The following is a 19,557-nucleotide window of genomic DNA, read 5'->3' on the forward strand; positions in this document are numbered from 1 at the left end:
GAGACCTATAATGGTCTCTTTATTTTTTTATCCAATTATATACGTTCCAAATAAAAGAATGAAAAATCATATAACCAAATAAAGAATATGTATGGTTCCAATTCGCACTATGTACAAATAAACCTAAACTTTCAGCAATCTGTTCAAAAAGGCTAGCACAAATACCGATTGAAATAATAAATAAAATTATAGAAACTTTAGATAATTTTTTTGAAATGTGTATAAAGATAACTGTTAAAATCGGCAGTACGAACAATGTAAAAGCTATATTAACCGAAAATGTGGATGAGAAGGGCCTAGCCGGAAAGGAATATATTTGTTTATGAACAAAAAAGGCATCTAAGCAAGTTGCAATAATAGAAGAGAGAAAGATTGTAACTACTAATGCTAGAAACTCATTCTTCTTCTCGGAGGAGGACATTTTTCTTTGCGAGAATGGCGAGTTCAATTTTTTCGAGTGTTTTGCAGTAGTCTTCTGTAATTTGTCCATTTATATTTTCCTCCTTATCAACTAAGTAATTTACAACTTGCCAATCAGTAAACCAATCTGCACTGTCAACTTCTTCATGCTTCATATCTCGCCATGCATAGATGAGTGCAGGGCTGTATATGCGATAAGCATCATTTCGTAACTGGCATTTCTTTATTCGGCGCTTATAAAACTCACGGGAAAAAGATTCATTTACACTTGAAAATAAATGGGGCCAGTAATCTTTCCTAGATCCTGTATGCGGATGGTGTTGAGCCCAACTTATTATTTGAGATAAAACATGTGTATCTCGAAATAATAATGAATACAATCTTTTTCCAATTAATATCCGTTCATGTAAGGAAGTGAAATGTTTCATTGTATCACCAAATAGTAATACTTTTTGTTTCTTATCATTTTCGTAGAATGGGAAAAGGATATGATTAAACTGAAAGAAATCAAAGAGTTTAAATCCAATACTATTTAGTACAGTCTTTTTAAATTGTCCATTTTGAATCACTCTTTTTTCTAAGTAGTTTTGTTCATTAATAATAGTTGCAATCGCTAAAGTTTTTTTGTTACCTGTTTTCCAAAAATGGTTCCACATCGTTTCCATAAATGTAGAAACATTTAGGTGAGAAAGAAGGTGAAATAACTTTTGTGATCTCTTTACACTTTGTTCGTAAAGTAAAAATTGAGGGTATACATCTTGGAAAATAAGCCAATTCCCTCTTTCTAAAAAAGAAAAAAATATGAATTGATCTTTCTCTGATAAAATTCTCGTATATAAATCCCCCTTTAAATCAGTCATATTCCAACCGCCGTTACGTGATACCATATGTCCAAGTAGTGCCCAATGTATTTCTGGATATTGAATGTAAAATTGGTAGTATGCGCGTGTTCTTGTAACATTATTTTTATTTAGTTGTTCTGTTTGTATTTTTATTTTGTTGATGATGAGTTGTTCTTCTTTCGTTAATTTATACATGGTGTCAGAAGGAATAAGCTTGCTTTTTTGTTTTAATTCATTTTTTACGTCGAATAGGGAGAGAGGCAGTGCTTTGGAAGGTCCGTTATATGTATGATTTGAATTGCTTCGGTCCATTCCGTTACCTCCCTTTTTCATAAATTTAAACATGATTATTGGCTATGAATCATTCTATTTATTTTATTACGAGTATAAGAAATAAATGAGCGGTGTTTTTTTACAAGGAATTTATTTATCATGAAAACCGTATAAAAAATCTTACTGTTGTGAGGTGAAATGAAAAACAGAAACTATGTTTAATAGTTTCTGTTTTTTTATTTTGTCAATTAAATGTAACAAACGACGATTATGATTTGAATCAATTGAAAATAATTCAATAAATATTATTTAAATTGAGATGTTTTGTAGGAGGAAAAAGAATGTTAAATAAAATAATTTTAATTACTGGTGGGACAGGTTCGTGGGGGCATGAACTTATAAAACAACTATTAGAAAAATCACCGAAAGAAATTAGAATTTTTTCAAGAAATGAAACGGTTCAGTTTGAAATGCAGCAACAGTTTATAAATGATGATAGGTTAAAATTTATTATTGGAGATATTCGTGATAAAGATCAACTAGTCTATGCTTGCCAAGGTGTACATTATGTGTTCCATCTTGCAGCTTTAAAACATGTTCCAGTATGTGAGTATTATCCTTATGAAGCTATAAAAACCAATATACATGGTACGCAAAATGTAATTGAAGCCTCTATACAGATGCAAGTTGAAAAAGTTATATATGTTTCAACGGATAAAGCAGCTGATCCATCAAATACGTATGGGATGACAAAAGCAATTGGTGAAAAATTAATGGTTCATGCGAATATACAAACGAAGAAAACAAAATTCATTTGTGTTCGTGGTGGAAATGTTTTAGGAACGAGTGGAAGTGTAGTACCACTTTTTAAACAACAAATTAAAAAATCTTCAGAAGTAGGGATTACCGATGCGAATATGACTAGATTTTTCTTAACAGTTGAAGATGCTGTTGGGTTGTTATTTAAAGCCGTATCTCAAGGTAGAGGCGGGGAAATCTTTGTTATGAAAATGCCGGCATGTAAAATAACAGATTTAGCAGAAGTATTAATTGAAGATTCCGGAAAAGAAAATGTTAAGGTAAAAGAGGTAGGGATAAGACCGGGTGAAAAATTAAGTGAAATGCTTCTATCTGAGGTAGAGAGTAAAACAAGTATAAGTTTTGATCAAAATTATTTTGTGGTACTACCGACTATTCCTATAGAAGGACTTCAAGAATATTATTCTAGCTATCCGCTAGTAGATGTGAAGAGTTTTAGTTCTCAACAAGACTTACTTGGAAAACATGAGGTGAAACAAATGCTATTAAAAGGAGGGTTTTTGCGATGAAAAAAAATGCGAGCCTTTTAATAACTGGTGCAAATGGTTTCACAGGACGCCATGCTTGCCAATATTTTTTACAGCAGGGCTTTCATGTAATTCCTATGTTTCAAAATCGTGCATATGGAGAAAAAATTAGAAATGGTATTACTTGTAATTTAACTAATAAGAGCGAAGTAATGAAGGTAATGAAACAAATAAAGCCAGACTACGTATTGCATTTAGCAGGAAGGAATTCGGTTATAGAATCTTGGACAGCTGCCCTTGAATATATAGAGATTAATGTAATAGGAACATTATATTTATTAGAAGCAATTAAGCAAGAAGCCTCGCATTGTAGAACATTAGTTATAGGATCTGCTTTGCAAATAAATAGTATGAACGAAATAAAAATTTCAAATCCATATAGTTTAAGTAAAACGATGCAAGTCATTATTGCAGAGGCTTGGGGAGGATTAATGGATTCAAATATTATCATTGCAAAGCCCTCAAACTTAATTGGTCCAGGGGAATCGAATGGCATTTGTTCGATTCTCGCAAAGAAAATGATAGATATAGAATCAGGTAGAAGTAAAGCCATTATTGAAGTAAACAGTTTGAAAGATAGTAGAGATTTTCTAGATGTACGTGATGCAGTCAAAGCGTATCATGTGTTATTACGAGATGGAATAAATGGAAAACAATATAATATCGGATCAGGAGTAAAACGATCTTTATTAAATGTACTAGAACAATATAAAGAATTAACACAGCTAAATTTTTTTATAGAGGAAACAGAGAAAAGTGGGAGCGACTCAAATGAGAGTTTAGCAATAGAGGAAATAAAAAGGTTAGGTTGGATCCCAGAAATTGAATTTCATCAATCATTAAAAGATGTACTTGAGTATGCGAAGTGTAGTGACATCTGCATGCAATGAAAAACAAAAAAGGGTGTAAGAAATATATGAATGATTATGAAATAATAGATAATCAAAATACGCTATTTCTTTCAATTGTTGATACGTTGGATTGGAGAGATGAAGAAGCGCATGTATTGCGTCTTTATGAGGTAATACATAAATATCAAGCGTATGTAGAAGAAAAAAGGGTTAATCAAATAAAGTCAGCATTAGAGACGGAAACTAGATATGTGATTCAAATCTTTGCTCAATACGAGTGTAGTGAGTATGGAAATGATTTTTATGAACTCATTAAAGATCTTTTACAAGATATAGAGGTGTAAAGATTTATATAAAAAATAATAATTTTATTTACATTTAAAAGGTAAATATAAAGCTAGATTTTTAATAATAAAGGTGGGTATAAGTTATGAGCAAAACGATTCTTTTTACTGGGGGCGGTACAGCCGGACACGTTATGATTAATATTGTATTAATTCCTAAATTTATAGAGAAAGGCTGGAGAGTCGAGTATATTGGATCCAAAAATGGAATTGAAAAATCATTAGTGCAAAATGTTAAATACAATAGTGTTTCAACGGGCAAGCTTAGGAGATATTGGGATTGGGAAAATTTTAAAGATCCTTTTAAAATTATACGAGGTTGTTTACAAAGTTATAAATTAATTAAGAAAACAAAGCCTGACGTTATCTTTTCAGCAGGAGGATTTGTTTCAGTTCCTGTAGCTATAGGAGCATGGTTAAATCGTGTGCCTATAATTATACGTGAACCAGATAGCACATTAGGACTTGCCAATAAAATAGCATTACCTTTTGCTACAAAGCTATGCACAACATTTCCTCAGACAGGAGAAAATGTAAGGAATGAGAAGAAGGTTTATGTAGGACCAATTGTAAGGGAAGAAATTGAGAAGGGTAACGTATTACGAGGAAGAAGATATTGTGAATTTCAGCAAGATAAACCAGTATTATTAATTATGGGTGGGAGTCAAGGTGCTAAGTGGATAAATGATATGGTAAGGGAATGTTTAGATACAATACTATTAAACTTTAATATTATTCATATATGTGGTAAAGGGAAGGTAGACCCATCTATTGGCAAGGAGGGGTATATGCAATTTGAATATATAGGCGATGAGTTGCCGCATATACTAAATATGGCAAGTGTTGTAGTTTCAAGAGCGGGTTCTACTGCTATTTCTGAATTGTTATTTTTGAAGAAACCGATGTTGCTTATCCCGTTAACTAACAGTTCCAGTAGAGGAGATCAAGTTTTAAATGCTGAATATTTTTCACAGCAAGGATATGCGGAAGTTATACTCCAAGACAGAGTAAGTACGAATACATTTATACATGCAGTAAATAAGTTGTATACAAATAAGGATAAATATATTCAAAACATGAATGGATATAAGAAAACAAATGATGAGGGGATTCATCAATTAATAGATATAATAAATGAAGTGGTGAAGTAATAGAAATGTAAATAGTAAAAAGGAAAGAAGGTATCTTCTTTCCTTTTTACTATATTTGTTCCAATTCATTATTATTTATTCCAATTAGCTATGTACTATCGGTGAATGCCATTTTCTAATAGCTCAGTAAATGCATGAATATGAATAGGTTTACTGTAATAATAACCTTGAATAAACTGACATTTATTTTTTTGAAGGAAATTTACGTGCTCTTTCGTTTCTACACCTTCAGCAATGACAGACATTCCTAATGTATTTGCTAATGTGATGATCGTTTTAATAATTTCCATTCCATCATCACATGTTTCAGACATTGTAATAAATTCTCTCGGGATTTTTAACGTATCAATTGGATACAAAGGTAAGTAGGCTAGCGAAGAATAACCTGTACCAAAATCGTCGATAGAAATGTGAATCCCTAAACTTTTTAGTGTACGCAGTTTTATCAATGTTTCTCGCTCATCCATCATTGCAATTCGCTCTGTTAATTCAAGATCAAGAGAGCTTGCTGGTAAACCTGTATTTGTTAAAGTAGAAGAAATAGATTTTACAAAATCCTCTTGTTCAAATTCCTTAGCAGATAAATTCACACCTATTTTTAAATGTGAATATCCGAGTGCGTGCCAACGTTTCATTTGCTTGCAAGCCTGCTCTAATGTCCATTTACCTATTGAAATAATTTGTAGTGTTTCTTCTGCAATCGGAATAAACTCGTATGGAGAAATAATACCTAATTCAGGATGATTCCACCTAATTAAAGCTTCTGCACCGATAATTTTATTAGATTCACTATCAACTTGAGGTTGATACAAAAGGAACAATTCTTCATTTTGTAGTGCGTTTGGTAAATCTTTTTCTAATCGTAATCGTCTTTCAATTTTTTTAGCGATTACATCGTCATAAATAGAGACAGAGTTAAGCTCTTTTGCTTTTGCATCATACATTGCAACATTAGCGTTTTTCAGAAGTGTAGCGGTATCGATTCCAGAATGTGGATAAATAGCGATGCCGATACTCAGTGATAAAGTTAATTTATGCTCATGTATGATAAATGACTTTTTCATGCATTCAAATAATTGGTTACATAATTGGAATAAGTAATCTTCGTCAGTATAGTTTTCAATTATGATTGTAAATTCATCGCCACCGATTCTTGAAAGATGAGTATGTGATGGAAGACATGATTGGAATCGCTTTGCTACTTCTTCTAATATGTAATCTCCTGATGAATGTCCAAGTGTATCGTTAATTGCTTTAAAGCGATCTAAATCTAAATATAATAATGCAAACTCGCTTTCTGTTATTTTAGCATTTTTTATAACTCTCTTTAATTTCTTATGGAAAAAGGCACGGTTCCCAATTTTCGTTACAGTGTCATGGAATGCTAAATATTTTATTTCTTCTTGCTGTTTTTTTAGTGCAGTAATATCTTTCACCATAATATAGCTTCCTGAAATTTGTCCGTCTATTATAATAGGAATGATTGTAACGTATAAAAAATAAGTAAAGCCATCTTTATATTGAGAACTAAGTTGTAAGAATGCCGATTCTTGTTGTTTCACTTTTTCTAATGCCATTGCTAGCTTATGCTTATCTTCATCTAAAATGATTGAAAAACAAGTTTCACCTAGTAACTCATCTGTTGGTGCCCCAAGTAGTACACTCCCAGCCTTATTTACATTTAAGAATATTCCATTTAAATCAATGGTGAAGATAGGGTCAGGATGATATTCATATAATGATTTAAACTTTTGCTGTTTTTGAGAAAGAGCCTCTGATTTATGAACTAAATCAGACGTCCGTAAAGTAACTTTTTCTTCTAATTGGGCATTAAATGCCTGCAAACGTTTTGTTAAGGAATTGTTTTGCATACGTACGATAGAATGACGAATGAGTACGAAAATAAAAGTAATACAATTTCCTGTAATGAGAGTTGAAGATGATGTTTGTTCTTTTAATGTAAACCCGATTAGTATTGCAACAGCAAGATAGGGAAATACAACTAAAGCTTTTTTTCCTATTATAGGGTTTACAAGGAAATAATTTTTATGGCTATTATGATCTTCTGAAATAGAGCCAGCTATTGCAATAAGTAATATAGGTATTCTATATAAAAGACGTAATAATATTATCGTTTCAGTTGATAAGTGGTTATTTAAGTAAAAATAAATATAGTTAAAAGTTGCAGAACTTATTAATACAAAAATAAAGATATAAATTTTCCGTTTGGAATTAAAAATTGTTGGACGGAAAAAGAGACTAACACCTAGCAGTAGAAATAATAAATCTGCAATTGGGTATAAAAATGAAAGGAAAACATCTCCTAGTGAAAGAGCGAATATATTTAAATTTGGTTGATTAAATAAATACCATTCTAATGTAAATATGGAAGTAAGCACTATGCATATATCACAAATAAAGAACGCTTTTTCCCATTTATTGCATTCCTTTAAGATTTTATAGCAGAAAGCGATAAGACAGAAAAATAGAAAAAACATATAAAATACATCAGAAACCGTAAAACGATGTATTGGAATTTCGAAGAAGCTATCTTGATATGTATATACTATTTTCCCTAATAAAAAACTACCAATTGCTATTGTAATACATATCCAAAACGGATTTGAACTGACTTTTTTAGAATATATAGAGTAAATCAGTGATACAAATGTAATGGCTTCAACGACAAGTGAAGCGAAGCGTACATCTGAATTTGAAAAATGAGTAGGGAACAGATAGAAAAACATAAAATAGATTGAATAGCATATTAATGTTCCGATTAATATACATAATTGTAAATTTTTATTTAATTTCAATGAAATCACCTTCTTTAATTATGCACTATGTTCGTTATATCTATACATAATAATATTATTTAAGAATTGTATCAGATTTCCTTATAAAAATCATGTTTATAAGGAAAGTGTTAAAGAGTGTAAGTATTCTTAAGGTTTAAAAAATATTGCGGTTGATAGTATAGACTGCATCAAGACTTTAAATAGAAATTGTATATTTAGTCATCCTTTGAATTGTAAAGTTTTTTTAGTGATTTGTAAGTGGAGATGCAAAATTGCATATAAAATGATGAGTATCCTTTTTTGGGGAGCTTTTTATTTTTAATCTGAAAATTAACATTTGTGAAAATGTTGAGAAAGGATATAAAATAAGAACGTGTATTCTTACAGAGTGGAATAGTATTGCCACTAAATAGGGAGGCTTTTTTATGATATATCGAATTAAAGATGCAGAAATATACTATGAAATTGTGGGAGAGGGTAAACCGGTCATTATCATACATGGCTGCGCCCCTGACCATAGGTTAATGATGAAATGTATGGAATCAGTATTTCAGAAGTATGAAGGTTATAAGCGAATATATATTGATTTACCTGGAATGGGAAAATCGAATGCTCCAAATTGGATAAATAGTTCAGATCGTATAGTAGAAGTGCTTATCACATTTATTGAGGAAATCATTTCTACTGAAAAATTTTTATTGGTAGGAGAATCATATGGAGGCTATTTAGCTAAAGGTATACTTGCAAAGATGTTTGAGAGAGTTAGCGGATTACTATTAGTATGTCCTGTTGTTGTAGCGGAGCCAGAAAAAAGGATTCTTCCAGATAAACAGGTAATTGTACAAGATGAGGAATTTTTAAATACGCTCACTTCCACAGAAAGAGAGGAATTTTGTGAGTTAGCTGTAATAGCAAATGAATATACATATAAGCGATTTAAAGAAGAAATTAAGCCTGGGTTAGATGTTGCTAATGATGAATTTATTGAAAGGTTGCAAAAGAATTACTCTCTTACTATGGATTTTCAGCGTGAAAAATATGAAAATCCCGTTCTTTTACTGACTGGAAGACAAGATATATCAGTAGGTTATCAAAATATTATAGAAATTATTGAAGAATATCCAAGGGCAACATTAGCAGTGTTAGATATGGCAGGGCATAATTTGCAAATTGAGCAGCCTGAATTATTTGAGAGTTTAGTAGGAGAATGGATTAGACGAACAAATCAGCACAGTTTATAAAGTATTTTAGTATTACGCCTAAGTGTTGAAATGGGATAAATGAACGTGATTTATTAACTTATCTCGCTATTTTCCTGTAAAATCCCGATTAGTAAGGGCTAATTAAAGTTTCACTTTATAAAAAATTTTAAGGAGAAATTATGAGAACATATATTTATATGGTTAGACATGGTGAATCACCAAAACTAGAAGGAAATGAAAGAATGCGCGGGTTAACTGAGAGGGGACATATGGATGCCCGTAGAGTAACTGACATATTAAAAGCGGAGAGGATTGATACTTTTATTTCAAGTCCTTATAATCGGGCTATGCTAACGATAGAGGAGTCAGCTAATTTCCATGAAAAAGAAATAGTAGTATATGAAAATCTTAAAGAGTGTATGTTTTCAAGTGAGGATCAGGTTATATCAGACAAAGAGGTGTATCCACTTGTACAGAAGATGTTCTCTAATCCGGACTTTGCACGAACGGAAGGAGAGTCATATGCAGATTGCCAGAGAAGAGTAGTGAAAGTATTAAAAGAAATCTTATTGGATTTTCAAGGACGCAAAATTGTAATTGGTACACATGGGCTTGTCATGACATTAATGATGAACTATTTTGATAAACAATATGGTTTTGAATTTTTAATGAATACGTCAAAACCGGATATATATAAGATGGAGTTTAAAGAAGAACAATTAATGAATGTAGAGAGATTATGGAAAGAGGAATAAAATTAGTTGCATGGATTTTGTTGTAAAAGTTACTTTTATAGCAAAGTCTTTTTTTTTGAATAGAAAGCATCTTTATCAACTATTTTTAGAATGTTAAATCAATAAGTAATTATTCAGTCTTTGAATAAATTATGGAGAAATTGGTTTAGGGAAACAATTTTAAATGTGTCAAAACTCCAAACGTTGGATTTATATTCAATAGGAGAAAAAGATGTAGAATTTTGTCTTACAGTCCCCGTTTACTTTTCATTTCATTACATATAGGCTTTGTGGTGTAAGGGAGACATTGCCTTTACGCAAAATCTATAAGGAGGTCATTGTAATGAAACAGATTAAAAAGTTTGCGGGAGTTGCTTTAGCGGGGACGATTGGATTAAGTGGACTACTGTTTTTAGAACCAAGTGTAAGCGTTGCGGAAGCACAGCAAGTGAAAGTAGAAAATTTCAATACAATTGATGTAACGATGAATCTAAATGAATTGTATGTATTAAGTGGCAGAAGTATTGATATTCTTTCTGGAGATAAAGAAGCAATTCAGTTAAATAAATACACAATTAGTTTTAATAAACCTGGGAAGTATGTGATTAAAGTAAATGGCTGTATTTATGATGATGTATATACTTTTATTGTAAATGAGTAGTATATATTCTTAAATTGCGAGATAAAAACAGAAACACCCTATTTGCGATGAGAGTCGTAAATAGGGTGAATTTATTTGTATTAAGCTGTACTTTAAATATGTTCACTAATTTTCTTTTTGTTATGTAAAATATGTAAAAGTGTTAACAATGTAAATGAAATATACATCTTCACAGTCAAAAAAGTTAAAATATTTCGTTTTAAGGATTATAATGGAGGGAGAAACATAAAAGGGAGTGAATGAACTTGAAACAAGAACTTATTGAAAGATTTACGAGATATGTAAAAATTGATACGCAATCAAATGAAGAAAGCCATACAGTACCAACAACACCAGGACAAATTGAGTTTGGTAAGTTATTAGTGGAAGAGCTAAAAGAAATTGGTTTAACAGAAGTAACGATGGATGATAATGGCTATGTAATGGCAACACTTCCAGCTAATACGGACAAGGATGTTCCTGTAATCGGATTTTTAGCCCACTTAGATACGGCAACAGACTTTACAGGGAAAAACGTCAAACCACAAATTCATGAAAATTTTGATGGTAATGCAATTACGTTAAATGAAGAGCTAAATGTTGTGTTAACACCAGAGCAGTTCCCGGAATTACCATCATATAAAGGACATACCATTATTACAACTGATGGTACAACACTTCTAGGAGCAGATGATAAAGCTGGTCTTACAGAAATTATGGTTGCAATGAACCATTTAATACATAATCCGCAAATTAAGCACGGGAAAATAAGAGTAGCATTTACACCGGATGAAGAAATTGGTCGTGGGCCAGCGCATTTTGATGTAGAAGCGTTTGGTGCATCATTCGCTTATACGATGGATGGAGGTCCATTAGGTGGTTTAGAGTATGAAAGTTTTAATGCTGCAGGTGCTAAGTTAACGTTTAACGGAACGAATACACATCCTGGAACAGCGAAAAATAAAATGCGCAATGCTACTAAACTAGCTATGGAGTTTAACGGGTATTTACCAGTAGAAGAGGCGCCAGAATATACAGAAGGCTATGAGGGATTCTATCATTTACTTTCTTTAAATGGTGATGTTGAGCAAAGTAAAGCGTATTATATTATTCGAGACTTTGATCGTGAAAATTTCGAGGCACGTAAAAATAACGTTAAAAATATTGTGAAGACTATGCAAGAAAAATATGGCGAAGATGCAGTCGTTTTAGAAATGAATGATCAATACTATAACATGCTTGAAAAAATTGAACCGGTAAGAGAAATTGTTGATATTGCATATGAAGCAATGAAAAGTTTAGACATTGAACCAAATATTCATCCGATTCGTGGAGGCACAGATGGATCACAATTATCATATATGGGATTACCGACGCCGAATATTTTCACTGGTGGTGAAAACTATCACGGTAAATTTGAGTATGTTTCGGTAGATACTATGGAAAAAGCTGTTCAAGTTATTGTGGAAATTGCAAGACGTTTTGAGGAGCAAGCTTAAAAAAGAACCAAGTAGTACGAATGTGCTACTTGGTTCTTTTAATATAGTACTCGCCACAAATAAAAAGTCGCATAAGACTCCCAATTAGCCCAGTTTGCCGCGAAATCTTTTATTTCATTTTTAGTCGGTTTATTTTTGGAACCTGTTATAAATTTAATTGCATTATGCAGACCAACATCATCAATTGGAAAAGCTGAAGGAAATCTTAAACAACGCATTAAAACATAGTTGGCAGTCCATGGCCCTATACCATGGATAGCAGTTAATTGTTTCTCAGCAACCTTTACATCTTGTGTTTGCAGTAAATCCTCTTTTGATAGTTTTCTCTCTGTAATAAGCTTCGCAATACCGATTAAATATTCACATTTTCTAGTCGTCATTTTTAATTGTTGGAGATCTTCTACATGTAGATTTGCAATTGTTTCAGGTGATGGGAATATCCAATGCTTTCTACCGTCCCGTTCTACATAACTGCCAAATTGCTCAACTAATCTTCTTTTTAGCGTATAAGCATATGTTAAGTTAATTTGTTGACCGATAATTCCCCAGGAAAGTGCCTCAAATAAGTCTGGAATACCTAAAGTACGAAGGCCATAATATTGTTCAATTGGTCCTTGAAGGAGTAAATCATGTTTAGCTAATGTATAAAAGGGAGCTAAATCAGTAGTTAAATCAAACCATTCTTTTACATAGTTAGCTACAGCTTCACGTATCGATTTTTCAGATGTATATGATTCTTCTAAACAATGTATTTGAATATTGCCATCTATATTCACACTAATTTCAACTAAAGGATTTACATCTTGAACAGGGATAACTTTATAAATTTTGTTATCTTCAATATGAAACATACATTCATTGTTAGAACGTGATAGATAACGTAAATTTTCTTGGAAACAAAATTCTTTTGGAACTGCTATAGATAATGCGCTATTATATTCTGCTGTCATATGAATTCCACCTGTAACTTTTCTAATGTAAGCAATTTTTTCTTCATTTCTAATCCACCCCTAAATCCGGTTAGTTTTCCATTCTTCCCAATAACACGGTGACAAGGAATAGTAATAAGGAGAGGGTTAGCAGCAATAGCAGAAGCAACGGCGCGCACAGCTTTAGGTTTTTGAATTCTTTCAGCAATTTCTGTATAAGAATATGTCTTTCCATAAGGAATTTCACGTACCGTATTCCAAACAGATAATTGAAAATTAGTTCCATAAGCATCGATAGGAAATGTAAAAGTTTCTCGCTTGTTTTCTAAATACTCGATAACTTCTTGCGTATATATTTGCAAGTAATCTGGACTATGAATCAATATATGTTGGGGCAGTTTTTTGCTAGCCCATATATTTAATTCTTCAAAATTTTCGTCTTGTGATCCAATGAAACATAGTCCATTTTCAGTTGCAGCAATATGAAATCGCCAATTTTTATGTGTAAGTAGCGTCCAATATATATAATTATTTTTGTAGGAATTCATTATCGTATCCCTCTTTCATTTCGTTCTTTTTTCGATATTCAGTAGGAGTAAATCCGGTTTTCTTTTTAAATAAAGTTGCGAAATACTCTGGGTTTTCTATCCCGACAGCAGTACTAATTTCTTTAATAGATTGATTTGTGTGTAAAAGGTATTTGGTTGCTTTAAGAACCCTGAATTGTTGTATATATTCTATAGGAGTTAGCCCTATTATTCTTTTGAAAGTACGCTGTAAATGAAAAGGGCTACCGTGACACATTTCTGCAAGCATGTCGAGAGTTAAGGATTCGTTATAATGCTTTTCGATATAGTCTTTAATTTGTTCTACCCACTCTTCATTAGGTAAAGTGATCCCATTTGGCTTACAACGTTTGCACGGGCGAAAGTTTTCGCTTAATGCTTGCTCTGCATGATGAAAAATTCGTACATTGTTTCTATTCGGTATTCTTGATTTGCATGATGGCCTGCAAAAAATTCCAGTTGATTTCACAGCATAAAAGAATTTGCTATCATAGGAAGAATCATTATGAATAATTGCTTGCCAATACTCATTTGTTAATATAACTCCTTCATTGTGCAAAGAACATCACCTCTGAAATTAGTATAACCTGAATAAAGTGCGTATGTATGTATTCATAAATGTAAGAGCAAGATTACAAAGGTGAAAATATCGGATGGCGTTTAGATTATTTTGTTGTTTCGGAAAGAATGAAAGACCAAATAACAGAAGCGAAAATTAATAGTGAAGTGATGGGATCAGACCATTGTCCAGTTGAATTACATATAAATTTCTAAAAAAAGAAGTATCTCCCTAATATTAGGGAGATACTTCTTTTTTTAATTCAGTTTGTTAAAATTTTTCAAATCATTCTTGAAATAATTTCATATTAAATATATACTTAGTAACGATAATCATTATCAGTGAAAATGATTATCAAGTGATGAAGACGTAAAAGAATTATAGTCTAGGGGAAGTGAACGTGAATGAGTTCTGGATAAAATTATTAATCTAATGAAATATATATATGGAATAAGATTCATATAGTTAAATTCTATTGAGAATATAGTTTGAAAATTTGAGAGGAGACATATAAAGATGAACAAGAAATTATTTACTTTAGGGATGGTTACAGTTTTAAGTGTAGGTTTAGCGGCATGTAATAGTGCGGATAAAACTTCAGGCGAGCAAAAACAACAGACAAAAGCTACGGAAACGAAAAAAGATGAAAAACGAAAAATTACATATTTAGGTAAAGAATATACAGTGCCAGCAAAAGTAGATAAAATTGCGACAGCTAGTTTAGAGTCAATGGAAGATGCGGCAGTACTTGGAATTAAACCAGTTGGTGCCATTACTGTAGGTGGTAAACTACCAAAGTACCTGGAAAAAGAGTTAGAAGGTGCGAAATCTGTTGGTGAGAAAATGCAACCCAATTTCGAAACATTACTACAATTAAAACCAGATGTGATTACATCAAGTACGAAATTTCCAGCAGAAACAGCTGAAAAGTTTACGAAAGTAGCTCCTACATTCCCGGTATCACACGTTTCAACAAATTGGGAAGATAACTTAAAGTTAATGGGAGAATTAACTGGTAAAAAAGATAAAGCAGAAAAAATTATTAAAGACTACAATTCAGACGCTGAAAAAGCAAAAGCAAAACTAGGAGATAAGTTAAAAGATAAAAAAGTACTTGTCATTAGACTAAGAGCAAACGAATTATTCCTATATCCAGAAGGAGTATACTTCAACCCTGTAATTTATAAAGATCTTGGACTAACTGCTCCAGAACAATTGAAAACTGTAAAAGCACAAGAGAAAATTTCATTTGAAAAACTTGCTGAACTTAACCCAGATTATATTTTCTTACAATATGAGGCAAGTGAAAATAAAAATCCAAAAGTGTTAGAAGAAATTGTAAGTAATCCAATTTGGCAAAGTATGAATGCTGCGAAGGAAAAGAAAGTATTTGTAAACGTTGTAGATCCAATGGCACAAGGTGGTACTGCTTGGAGTAAAACTGCCTTCTTAAAAGAAGCAGTGAAAAATTTATCTAAATAATACAATAAGTAAGGTGCGTTGAATGATATGCAGAAAACAAATGCAGTACCAGTAACTATATTATGTATAGCACCCATACTCATCTTATTTACAGTTATACTTTCAATTTTGTATGGGGCGAAAAGTATTGATGCTGAAACAGTGTGGAACGCATTATTTCATTTTGATTCAAGTGATGTAAATCATAATATTATTATTACTTCACGTTTACCAAGGGTAGTTGCAGCTCTTTTAGTCGGAGCATTTCTAGCCATATCAGGAGCACTTATGCAGGGGATGACAAGAAACTATCTTGCATCCCCTTCTATTATGGGTGTGACGGATGGTGCTGCCTTTGTTATTACACTTTGTATGATTTTTCTTCCAGGAATGTCATCAATTGGTATGGTTGTATGTTCAATGATTGGTTCTGCACTCGGAGCCGGTATCGTGTTTGGTTTTGGTTCGCTCCTTCAAAATGGCTTATCACCAGTTAGGTTAGCAATTATCGGAACAGTTATTGGAACATTTTTAAGCAGTGTATCGGCTGCCATGGCTTCGTATTTCCAAATTTCTCAAAATGTTAGTTTTTGGTTTAATGCAAAGTTAGATCAAGTAGATCCTAATATAATTAAAATTACGATACCGTTTGGGATAATTGGAATAATTTTAGCATTGTTAATATCAAAATCTATTACCATTCTTTCATTAGGCGAAGAGGTTTCTATTAATTTAGGACAGCGTACAAAACTAGTTAAAGCGATGGCAATTTTATCGGTAATTTTTTTAACAGGAACAGCAGTTGCTTTAGTAGGAAAAGTTGGTTTTGTAGGTTTAATTATTCCGCACATTACCCGCTTTATAATTGGAGTAGATTATAAATGGATATTGCCATGTGCAGGCGTTATTGGTGGGGTTTTCTTAGCGTTATGTGATGTTTTAAGTAGATTTGTAAATTATCCATTTGAAACGCCAATTGGAGTCGTAACATCTTTAATTGGAATTCCTTTCTTCCTTTATTTAATCCGTACAAGAGGAGGAGAGAGACATGCTTAAAAGTTCAAGTCAACGTTTCGGAATGACGATGGGGATTATTATATTTTTAATACTATGTGCTATTTATATTAGTTTAACAAATGGTACGTTCGACATTACGATTACAGATGTGTTTAAAACACTTTTTAGAATTGATCCAGTACCAGAACATGATTTAGTTATTTTTGAGTTTCGTCTTCCACGTATCGTAATTGCTGGATTAGTAGGATTAGGCCTTGGTGTTGCGGGTGCCGTTATTCAAGGGATTACGAGAAATGGATTGGCAGACCCAGGTATTTTAGGAGTAAATGCCGGTGCGGGAACAGCGATCGTCATTTTTATGTTTTTCTTTCAAGGACAATTAAAAAGCACAGACTGGCTTTCTATTATGATGATGCCAATGTTTGGTTTAGTCGGCGGATTAGGTGCTGCTATTATCATCTATCTTTTTTCTTGGAAAAACGGTAAGTTAGATTCGCAGCGACTTTTATTAACAGGGATTGCAATTGGATCAGGATTTGGGGCCTTTTCTATGTACTTATCACTCAAAATGAAGTCAACTGATTTCGAGATGGCTGCAGTGTGGGTTTCTGGAAGCATATATAGTGCGAACTGGAAGTATATTGTGGCTATGTTACCATGGCTTATTATTTTAATTCCACTTATACAAAAGAAAGCATATTTACTAGATTTATTTCAATTGGAAGAAACGAGTATTACAAGTTTAGGTGTTTCAGTAGAAAGAGAGAAATCGATTTTATTATTAAGCAGTATCGGGCTTGTGAGTGCATGTGTTGCTGTTTCAGGGAGTATCGGTTTTATTGGCTTAATGGCACCGCATATAGCGAAAAGACTTGTCGGTATTCAACATAAGTATATAATTCCCACGTGCGGCGTAATCGGAATGTTTCTTGTAGTTGCCTCAGACTTTATTGCAAAAACAGTTTTCACACCTGTAGAGTTACCAGTTGGAATCGTTATTTCTATTGTCGGTGTACCGTATTTCTTATATTTACTTTATAAGGCGAAAGCGTAAGAGGAGGAATAAAAGTGAGTATTTTAAGTGCAAAAAATTTAGAAACAAGTTATGAAAAGCTTACAGTGTTTCGCGATTTAAATGTGGAAATACAAGAAGGAAAAGTAACGACAATTATAGGTCCGAACGGTTGCGGTAAATCAACATTGTTAAAAACAATGGGAAGAATTTTAAAACAAAAAAGCGGAAAAGTATATTTACAAGGGCAAGATTTACATACAATTTCAACGAAAGAAATTGCGAAGCAGTTAGCTTTACTACCGCAAACTCCAATTGCACCAGGTGAACTTAAAGTGGAAGAATTAATTTCTTATGGACGCTATCCACATCGAAATAACGTAAATAAGTTAACGACAAAAGATAAAGAAATGATTGATTGGGCATTAAATATAACGAAAACTTCTGAATTTCGAACGAGACAAATTGCAAATTTATCAGGTGGTCAAAGACAAAAGGTATGGCTAGCGATGGCATTAGCACAAGAGACAGAAGTGTTGCTATTAGATGAGCCAACTACATACCTTGATATGTCTCATCAATTAGATGTATTACAAATTGTGGAGAAGTTAAATAAAGAACATAATTGTACGGTTGTTATGGTATTACATGATATTAACCATGCAGCAAGGTTTTCAGATGAAATTATTGCAATGAAGGAAGGAGAAATTGTTACAACTGGTAGCCCAGAAGAAATCATTACAAATGAAGTGTTAAAAGAAGTATTTCATATTGATGCACGTGTCATGATAGATCCGTATAACGGGGCTCCTGTTTGTTTCGGTTATGATAGCGTTGTATCTCAAGAAGAAAAAATCGAAATATATGTAACAAGTTAAAAAGGGGGGGATAGGGTGAATACTACAGTTGAAAAACAGCAGATTATAACATCTAATACAGAACAGTGGAAAATGTATTCAAAATTAGAAGGTAAGGAATATCAAATTCATATTTCAAAGCCGAGGCAACCAGCACCGGATTCAGGATATCCTGTCATTTATGTATTAGATGGCAATGCCTTTTTTCAAACATTTCATGAAGCAGTTAAAATACAATCAGTAAGAGCGGAAAAAACCGGTGTTTCACCAGCTGTTATAGTAGGATTGGGTTATCCAATTGAAGGCGCATTTTCAGGGGAAGAAAGATGTTATGATTTTACGCCTAGCGTAATTTCAAAAGATGCCCCTTTAAAACCAGACGGTAAACCGTGGCCTAAAACAGGAGGAGCACATAATTTCTTTACTTTTATTGAAGAAGAACTGAAACCACAAATTGAAAAGAATTTTGAGATCGATAAAAGTAAGCAAACGTTATTTGGACATTCTTTAGGTGGACTATTTGCTCTTTATATACTATTTACAAACTTAAATGCTTTTCAAAATTATTTTATTAGTAGTCCATCTATATGGTGGAATAACCAATCCGTACTTGAAAAAGAAGAGAACCTTATACATGAATTAAACAATGCTAAGTTTGAAACAGGAGTGTTCCTTACAGTTGGGTCACTAGAACGAGAGCATATGGTTGTAGGCGCAAATGAATTATCAGAGCGCCTTCTCCAAGTAAACCACGATAAACTTAAATTTAAGTTTTATGAAGCTGAAGGGGAGAATCATGCATCTGTTGTGCCGACTTCTTTAAGTAAAGGATTGAGATTTATTAGTTACGTATAGGAAAAAAGGTTATGGATGAAACATTCCATAACCTTTTTTGATATGTAGAATTGTCCTTTTTGAAAGTTTTGTTTCAACTTTTCGTCTAAAGAGACAAAAAGTTGTCACAAAACGGTCACAATTAGCATAAACATAAAATAGACGAAATGAACTTATTTCCAAAAAGGCTTGGTTTATTCCGATCATGATTTGTAGAGCTGA

The 19,557-nt window shown here is 32.6% G+C and carries 18 protein-coding genes and 2 pseudogenes; 14 read left to right on the plus strand and 6 right to left on the minus strand.

Annotated features, from left to right (window positions below):
* Positions 1–19 precede the first annotated feature (19 nt).
* Entirely contained in the window at positions 20–421 is a 402-nt protein-coding gene (locus ACTFR8_RS13930) for a CBO0543 family protein (RefSeq protein ID WP_033685728.1), read from the minus strand.
* Positions 396–1,574 (minus strand): DUF2515 domain-containing protein, encoded by a 1,179-nt coding sequence (locus tag ACTFR8_RS13935; RefSeq protein ID WP_252209672.1) that lies wholly within the window; start codon positions 1,572–1,574, stop codon positions 396–398. The genes ACTFR8_RS13930 and ACTFR8_RS13935 overlap by 26 nt, the downstream gene beginning before the upstream one ends.
* A 302-nt stretch (positions 1,575–1,876) precedes the next feature.
* On the opposite strand from ACTFR8_RS13935, the gene ACTFR8_RS13940 reads away from it, so the two are divergent.
* The 4 genes and pseudogenes from ACTFR8_RS13940 (at position 1,877) to ACTFR8_RS13955 (ending at position 5,227) form a co-directional block, all read left to right on the plus strand.
* Entirely contained in the window at positions 1,877–2,863 is a 987-nt protein-coding gene (locus ACTFR8_RS13940) for a UDP-N-acetylglucosamine 4,6-dehydratase family protein (protein WP_252209671.1), read from the plus strand.
* Positions 2,860–3,771: an NAD-dependent epimerase/dehydratase family protein gene (locus tag ACTFR8_RS13945; protein WP_252209670.1), complete on the plus strand. Its 912-nt coding sequence runs from the start codon at positions 2,860–2,862 to the stop codon at positions 3,769–3,771. The genes ACTFR8_RS13940 and ACTFR8_RS13945 overlap by 4 nt, the downstream gene beginning before the upstream one ends.
* Positions 3,768–4,114: pseudogene (locus tag ACTFR8_RS13950) on the plus strand (DUF6572 domain-containing protein). The gene ACTFR8_RS13945 and the pseudogene ACTFR8_RS13950 overlap by 4 nt, the downstream one beginning before the upstream one ends.
* 48 nt (positions 4,115–4,162) lie before the next feature.
* Positions 4,163–5,227, plus strand: a complete 1,065-nt coding sequence (locus ACTFR8_RS13955; RefSeq protein ID WP_252209669.1) for an undecaprenyldiphospho-muramoylpentapeptide beta-N-acetylglucosaminyltransferase — start codon at positions 4,163–4,165, stop codon at positions 5,225–5,227.
* Positions 5,228–5,322: 95 nt separating this feature from the next.
* Here the strand turns inward: ACTFR8_RS13955 and ACTFR8_RS13960 are convergent, their stop codons facing one another.
* Entirely contained in the window at positions 5,323–8,043 is a 2,721-nt protein-coding gene (locus ACTFR8_RS13960) for a bifunctional diguanylate cyclase/phosphodiesterase (RefSeq protein WP_000773559.1), read from the minus strand.
* Positions 8,044–8,450: 407 nt separating this feature from the next.
* On the opposite strand from ACTFR8_RS13960, the gene ACTFR8_RS13965 reads away from it, so the two are divergent.
* The 4 genes from ACTFR8_RS13965 to pepT all read left to right on the plus strand — a co-directional run bounded on the left by ACTFR8_RS13965 (position 8,451) and on the right by pepT (position 12,100).
* The gene (locus ACTFR8_RS13965; RefSeq protein WP_000640332.1) at positions 8,451–9,266 is read left to right on the plus strand and encodes an alpha/beta fold hydrolase; all 816 of its coding nucleotides are present in this window, start codon (positions 8,451–8,453) and stop codon (positions 9,264–9,266) included.
* 140 nt (positions 9,267–9,406) lie between these two features.
* Complete coding sequence (locus ACTFR8_RS13970; protein ID WP_100618727.1) at positions 9,407–9,982, plus strand: histidine phosphatase family protein; 576 nt, start codon at positions 9,407–9,409, stop codon at positions 9,980–9,982.
* Between the two features lie 322 nt (positions 9,983–10,304).
* Positions 10,305–10,622 (plus strand): hypothetical protein, encoded by a 318-nt coding sequence (locus tag ACTFR8_RS13975; RefSeq protein WP_000809495.1) that lies wholly within the window; start codon positions 10,305–10,307, stop codon positions 10,620–10,622.
* A 245-nt stretch (positions 10,623–10,867) separates the two neighbouring features.
* The gene (gene pepT / locus ACTFR8_RS13980) at positions 10,868–12,100 is read left to right on the plus strand and encodes a peptidase T (protein ID WP_000807014.1); all 1,233 of its coding nucleotides are present in this window, start codon (positions 10,868–10,870) and stop codon (positions 12,098–12,100) included.
* Between the two features lie 38 nt (positions 12,101–12,138).
* Here the strand turns inward: pepT and ACTFR8_RS13985 are convergent, their stop codons facing one another.
* The 3 genes from ACTFR8_RS13985 to ACTFR8_RS13995 are packed head-to-tail and all read right to left on the minus strand — an operon-like array spanning position 12,139 to position 14,154.
* Positions 12,139–13,050, minus strand: coding sequence for a DNA-3-methyladenine glycosylase 2 (locus tag ACTFR8_RS13985; protein ID WP_000123500.1), 912 nt, complete (start codon positions 13,048–13,050; stop codon positions 12,139–12,141).
* Positions 13,047–13,577: a methylated-DNA--[protein]-cysteine S-methyltransferase gene (locus ACTFR8_RS13990; protein WP_001089845.1), complete on the minus strand. Its 531-nt coding sequence runs from the start codon at positions 13,575–13,577 to the stop codon at positions 13,047–13,049. The genes ACTFR8_RS13985 and ACTFR8_RS13990 overlap by 4 nt, the downstream gene beginning before the upstream one ends.
* Positions 13,558–14,154: a bifunctional transcriptional activator/DNA repair enzyme AdaA gene (locus ACTFR8_RS13995; protein ID WP_000551301.1), complete on the minus strand. Its 597-nt coding sequence runs from the start codon at positions 14,152–14,154 to the stop codon at positions 13,558–13,560. The genes ACTFR8_RS13990 and ACTFR8_RS13995 overlap by 20 nt, the downstream gene beginning before the upstream one ends.
* A 77-nt stretch (positions 14,155–14,231) precedes the next feature.
* On the opposite strand from ACTFR8_RS13995, the pseudogene ACTFR8_RS14000 reads away from it, so the two are divergent.
* The 6 genes and pseudogenes from ACTFR8_RS14000 to ACTFR8_RS14025 all read left to right on the plus strand — a co-directional run.
* Positions 14,232–14,369: pseudogene (locus ACTFR8_RS14000) on the plus strand (exodeoxyribonuclease III); the annotation flags it as partial.
* 301 nt (positions 14,370–14,670) lie between these two features.
* The gene (locus ACTFR8_RS14005) at positions 14,671–15,636 is read left to right on the plus strand and encodes an iron-hydroxamate ABC transporter substrate-binding protein (protein ID WP_119780735.1); all 966 of its coding nucleotides are present in this window, start codon (positions 14,671–14,673) and stop codon (positions 15,634–15,636) included.
* A 27-nt stretch (positions 15,637–15,663) separates the two neighbouring features.
* Complete coding sequence (locus ACTFR8_RS14010; RefSeq protein ID WP_001173058.1) at positions 15,664–16,671, plus strand: FecCD family ABC transporter permease; 1,008 nt, start codon at positions 15,664–15,666, stop codon at positions 16,669–16,671.
* Positions 16,664–17,686 (plus strand): FecCD family ABC transporter permease, encoded by a 1,023-nt coding sequence (locus ACTFR8_RS14015; protein WP_119780732.1) that lies wholly within the window; start codon positions 16,664–16,666, stop codon positions 17,684–17,686. The genes ACTFR8_RS14010 and ACTFR8_RS14015 overlap by 8 nt, the downstream gene beginning before the upstream one ends.
* Positions 17,687–17,700: 14 nt before the next feature.
* Positions 17,701–18,522 (plus strand): ABC transporter ATP-binding protein, encoded by an 822-nt coding sequence (locus ACTFR8_RS14020; RefSeq protein WP_000025773.1) that lies wholly within the window; start codon positions 17,701–17,703, stop codon positions 18,520–18,522.
* Positions 18,523–18,537: 15 nt separating this feature from the next.
* Entirely contained in the window at positions 18,538–19,356 is an 819-nt protein-coding gene (locus tag ACTFR8_RS14025) for an alpha/beta hydrolase (RefSeq protein ID WP_001098703.1), read from the plus strand.
* The last annotated feature ends 201 nt before the right edge of the window (positions 19,357–19,557 follow it).

The sequence above is a fragment of the Bacillus cereus group sp. MYBK15-3 genome (genome assembly GCF_051916765.1).
Classification (GTDB): Bacteria; Bacillota; Bacilli; order Bacillales; family Bacillaceae_G; genus Bacillus_A; species Bacillus_A cereus.